Origin of the sequence: Bifidobacterium sp. UBA744, assembly GCA_002298605.1 — a bacterium.
Lineage (GTDB): Bacteria > Actinomycetota > Actinomycetes > Actinomycetales > Bifidobacteriaceae > Bifidobacterium.
In genome coordinates this window covers 1-5518 of sequence record DBKS01000002.1, presented here as the reverse complement: position 1 = coordinate 5518, position 5518 = coordinate 1, and the positions used below count along the sequence as shown (strand labels likewise).

Sequence of the window (5518 nt, the reverse complement as noted above, 5' to 3'; positions counted from 1 at the left end):
GGCACGGCGGTCCCCGGCGCATTCCTCAAAGACACGCTGCGCATGTGGGGCAGGGCATGGAAGCGTTTCGCCTCCATCGCCATAATCACCATGCTGGGCGTGGCCGTGCTCACCGGCATCTACGCCGGATGCCGCGACGTGTTCCTGGCGGCCGACCGCTTCTACGATGGGCAGCATCTGCACGACATCCAGGTGCTCTCCACGCTGGGGCTTACCGACGACGACGCGAACGCGCTGCGATCCGTGCCCGGGGTGGAAACCGTGCAGCCCGAGCGTTCGCAATCCGTGACCACCGAGGTGGACGGGGCGAGCAAAACCGTCACGCTGCGCGAGATCGGCGTCGCCGGACTGGACAGGCCAAGCCTGCAGGAGGGGCGCCTGCCGTCAACAGCGGGCGAGATCGCGGTGACGCGTCAATTCATCAGAGACGCGGGGGCGTCCATCGGCGACCGGGTGACGGTGCAGGCCGAGACGAACTCGCAAAGCGGCGGCACCGACGGGGACTCCGGCATGGAAGGCGAGCAGGCGCCGCAATTCCCCTCGCAGCTGACCATCGTGGGTGTGGCGCTTGACCCCGCCGACCTGAGCAATCCGGACGGCTACGCCACGGCGGCGTTCCGCAACACGCTGGCCAGCGACTACACCTTCTTCGCCCCAAGCGACGGAGTCGTCGGCAACATATACACCTCGATCAGCCTGACCGTGGCGGGGGCGGCCCGGCTCGACACCTTTTCGGACGAATACACCGCCGCGGTGAAAGCCGTGTCGGACCGCATCGAAAGCGCCGTGCAGACGGACCGGCAGACCGCCAGACGCCAGACCATCGTCACCGCCGCGCAGCAAAAACTCGACGACGTCAAAACGGACGCATACCGGCAGCTGGACGACGCTCAGCGCCAACTTGACGACCAGCGCGCCACCCTGGAGATGACCAAGCGGCAGCTGGCCGATACCCGCGCACAACTGGAATCGAAGCAGCGCGACATCACCGACGGCGAAAGCCAGATCGCCTCGGCGCGCTCGCGGATCGCCTCCGGACGCCAACAGATCGCCTCGGCGCGTCAGCAGCTGGCCGAGGCCAGGCAGCAGGCCGCAAGCGGCAAACAGCAGCTGACCGAAGCCCGCAACCAGCTGGACGCCGGCAAACGGCAACTCGAGTCGGGCAAGGCGCAGCTGCAGCAGGGGCGGTCGCAGCTCGAGCAAACGACCCGGACCCTGCAACAGGCGCGCGAACTGCTCGACGGGCTGCCATCGGCCGACATGTCGAATATCGATACGGCCACCTGGCGGCGGATCGTGGAGCTGCTGGCGAAGATCGGCGTCACCGTGCCGTCCGACCCCTCGCAGGTCACCTCCGTCGACTCGGTTCGCTCGCAACTCGACGAGGCGTCGAAACACCTTGACGGCCAACGCGCCGAGCTGGCATCCCGGCAATCCGAGTTGGCGGACAACGAGGTGAAACTGAACGACCAGGACGCCCAGCTGACCGCCAAGGAACGCGAGGCCGTGGACGGAGAAGCCGAACTGGACCGGCAATCCGCCGCATTGGAAGCCAAATCCACCGAACTCGAAACGCAGTCCACCACGCTTGAGGCGAAGGTGTCGCAGCTGGCGTCCGGCAAGCGGCAGCTGGAATCCGGGCTCAAGCAGCTGGAGGACGGCGAATCCAAACTCTCCGACGGGGAGCGGCAGCTGAACGACGCCGCCGACGAGCTCGCCACCAAACGCGGCGACGCCGACAGGGAATTCGCCAAACAGCAGACCGCCATCGACGACATCGCCGACGCGCGCTGGTACGTGCAGACGCGCGACAGCATCGGCGGCTACAACTCGCTCGAATCGGACATCTCCTCCATCGAATCGATCGGACGGGCCTTCCCCGTGGTGTTCCTGCTGGTCGCGGTGCTGATGAGCCTGACCGCCATGACCCGCATGGTGGAGGAGGATCGCGGTCTGATCGGCACCTACATGGGCCTGGGGTACGGGCGGGTCGCCGTGGGTGCCCGATATGTGGCGTTCGCGTTGCTCGCCTGCCTGATCGGCGGCGGTCTGGGCCTGCTGATCGGATTCCTCGGCATTCCGGCGTTCCTGATGCTGGTGATCAACGGCCTGTATGTGGTGCCGGATGTGCGGCTCGAATACGATTGGGCGGTCGGCTCGCTGGGTGTGGCGCTGTTCCTCGCCGGCGTGGCCATCGTCACGGCCGTGGCGTGCCGGAGCGAAATGCGCCAGACCCCCGCGGCGCTGATGCGTCCCAAGGCGCCCAAGGCGGGCTCCCGCATCCTGCTCGAGCGGATCCGGCCGCTGTGGACGCGTCTGAGCTTTCTGAACAAGGTGACCGCGCGCAACATCTTCCGCTTCAAGTCGCGTCTGGTGATGACGGTTGGCGGCGTCGCCGGATGCACCGCCCTGATCATCTGCGGCCTGGCCATCAACGACACCGTCGCCACCTTGGGGACCAAACAATACGGCGACCTGTACCGATACGATCTGCTGGTCGTCTCGTCCGACGATGACGCCGACGCCATGCACCAGCGCGTGCGCGACGACGGGCGAACCGCGGAAACCTTGGATTTCCGCCTGGAATCCGGCGAAATCACCAATGGCGACGGACGCAGCGAAAGCGTGCAGCTGATGGTGATTCCCGACGACGAGCTCAACCGGCTGAACGACATGGTGTCGTTGCAGCGGTCGGATGGAACGGCCGGGCTGGGGGTCTCCGGCGGTTCGGGCGGTTCGGCGTCGTCCGGCACGCTGCGGCTGGACTCCGGCGGCGTGATCGTGGAGCAGTCGGCGGCCAACACGCTTGGCGTGGGGAACGGCGACACCGTGACCTTGCGCGACGGCGGCATGGACCGCGGCGAGGTGATGGTGACGGCGGTGAATCGCAACCTGATCGGCTCGAACGTCTACATCTCCGAAAGCCTGTACCGGTCAGTGTTCGACGGGCGCGTCGCGGGGAGCGCCACCACATCGTCCGCGTCGTCTGGGTCGTCCGCCTCGTCTGGGTCCTCGCCCCTCACTCTGAACGCGACGATGGCCACGCTGAACGGCACCCCGGACGACAACATCGCCTACGCCGACCAGCTGGGGCGCGACGCGTCCGTCGTGCAGGCCGTCAGCTCCGACCACATGGAGCGGAGCTTCAAATTCGACCTGATGGGCGCCGTGGTGGCGCTGATCGTCATGCTCGCCGGCGCGCTCGCCCTGGTGGTGCTGTTCACATTGGCCAACACGAATGTGTCCGAACGCGTGCGCGAGATGGCCACGCTCAAAGTGCTGGGCTTCTTCGACCGCGAAGTGCACCTCTATGTCAACAAGGAGATGACGATCCTGACGTCGCTCGGCGTGCTGGTCGGGTTGCCGCTTGGCCGAATGGTCGGCGGCCTGCTCACCTCCGTGCTCAATATGCCGGGTCTCTACTTCGAAGTGGAGGTGCGCTGGTGGAGCTATCTCATCGCGGCCTCGGCGACGATGGCCTTCGCTCTGGTCGTGCAGCTGATGACCAATCCCGTGCTGGACCGCATCGATCCGGTCAGCTCGCTCAAATCCGTGGAGTAGCTGCCCCCGGTGGATGGCCACTCTTGGCCTCGTAGCATGCGGTTGCGTGATTGACAGAAACATTGACTCTTTTTGATGGAAAATGTTCGAAGTTGATCAAAGATGCGTGTATTATGGAAGTGTCGCGGACAAAGCTGTCGAGATGGAAGGAAATATACATGCTGTACCCGAAGATGAACGACGCCCGTGCAGTGTTCAGCCTGGATGGCGTCTGGGATTTCCAGACCGCCGACGAAACCGGATATCCAACCGAATGGGTGAACGCGCCGATCAGCAACGCCATCCCCATGGCCGTTCCCGGCTCCTACAACGACCAGAACGATCTGCTCGACTTGCGCCGCCAGTACGGCTGGGTCGTGTACCAGCGCACCTTTGAAATCACCCCGCGCGCCATCGCGGGCCAGCGCGTGGTACTGCGCTTCGACGCCGCCACCCACAAGGCCGACGTGTACCTCAACGGCGACAAGCTGGGCAGCCACAAGGGAGGCTTCCTGCCGTTCGAATTCGACGTCACCGGCAAGATCAAGCCCGGCGAGAACCGTCTGACCGTCGCGGTCGACAACCGCATCAACCAGTCCACCCTGCCGGTGGGCAACGAAGGCGGCGTGGCGTTCTTCGGCTCCGACAATGCCGGCATCCCCTCCGTCGAGGCGGGCAAGCGCTGGGCCAAGCCGCAGAACAGGCCTAACTTCGACTTCTTCAACTTCTCGGGTCTCAACCGTCACGTGGAGCTCTACACCACGCCGAAAAACTACATCGCAGACATCACCGTCGTGACCAAATCCGTCACCGAGGGTCTGGAAGAAGGCGAAACCGGCCCGGCGACCATCGGCTACAAGGTGGATCTCGGCGGCGGCGCCAAACCGGACGACGTCACGGTGTCCATCGAGGACGAGTTCGGCAACGCCGTGGCCACCGCCACCGGCGCCTCCGGCGACATCGACATCGCCTCCGCGCACCTGTGGAACCCCGGCGCGGCCTACCTCTACACCGCGCACGTGACGCTCGGCACCCCCGGCGCCGCCGACGCCGACGAATACGACCAGAGCTTCGGCATCCGCACGGTCGAAGTCAAGGGCACCAAGTTCCTCATCAACGGCAAGCCCTTCTACTTCAAGGGATTCGGCAAGCACGAGGACAGTTATTTCCACGGCCGCGGCACCGACCAGCTGCTGAACGTCAAGGACGTGTCGCTGATCCACTGGCTTGGCGCGAACTCCTTCCGCACCTCGCACTACCCGTACGCGGAGAACATGTACGATCTGTGCGACCGCGAGGGCATCGTCATCATCGACGAGACCCCGGCCGTCGGCATGAACTGGCCCCAGTACAACGATGAGCAGCTGCTCGGGCATCATCAGGACGTGGTCCGCGACATGATCGGGCGCGACAAGAACCATCCGAGCGTGGTCATGTGGTCGCTGGCCAACGAGCCCTGGTACGATCAGGGCGGCGAAAAGAGCGAGGACGCGCTCAGGTACTTCACCAACCTGTACCAGCTGGCGCATGAAACCGACCCGCAGAACCGCCCGGTGACGATCGTGTGCTGCCAGAACGACTACACCAAGGACCTGACCACGCGCACCATGGATGTGATCTGCCTCAACCGCTACTACGGCTGGTATGTGGACGGCGGATACCAGATGGGCAACGGCCGCAACCATCTGCGGGCCGAGCTGGAGAAGTGGCACGATCTGGAGCCGAACAAGCCGATCATATTCACCGAGTACGGCGGCGACACCATGGCCGGCGTGCACAAGCTGCCCAGCGTCATGTGGAGCGAAGAGTACCAGGTGGAGTTGCTCAGGATGCTCGCCGAGGTCTTCGACTCGTATGACTATGTGGTTGGCGAGCAGCCTTGGAATCTCAATGATTTCCAGACCACCGAGGGCATCATGCGCGTCGACGGGAACAAAAAGGGCCTGTTCACGCGCGACCGCCAGCCCAAGATGGCCGC

Annotated in this window: 2 protein-coding genes; both read left to right on the top strand. The window is 64.7% G+C overall.

Going from position 1 to position 5518, the window contains the following annotated elements; all coding sequences use genetic code 11:
- Window positions 1–3561: ABC transporter permease (locus B2994_RS00085; RefSeq protein ID WP_414630606.1), on the top strand; the 3561-nt coding region annotated here is incomplete at its 5' end.
- A gap of 158 nt (window positions 3562–3719) precedes the next feature.
- The coding region (gene uidA / locus B2994_RS00080) for a beta-glucuronidase (RefSeq protein ID WP_291526383.1) at window positions 3720–5518 on the top strand (1799 nt) is incomplete at its 3' end.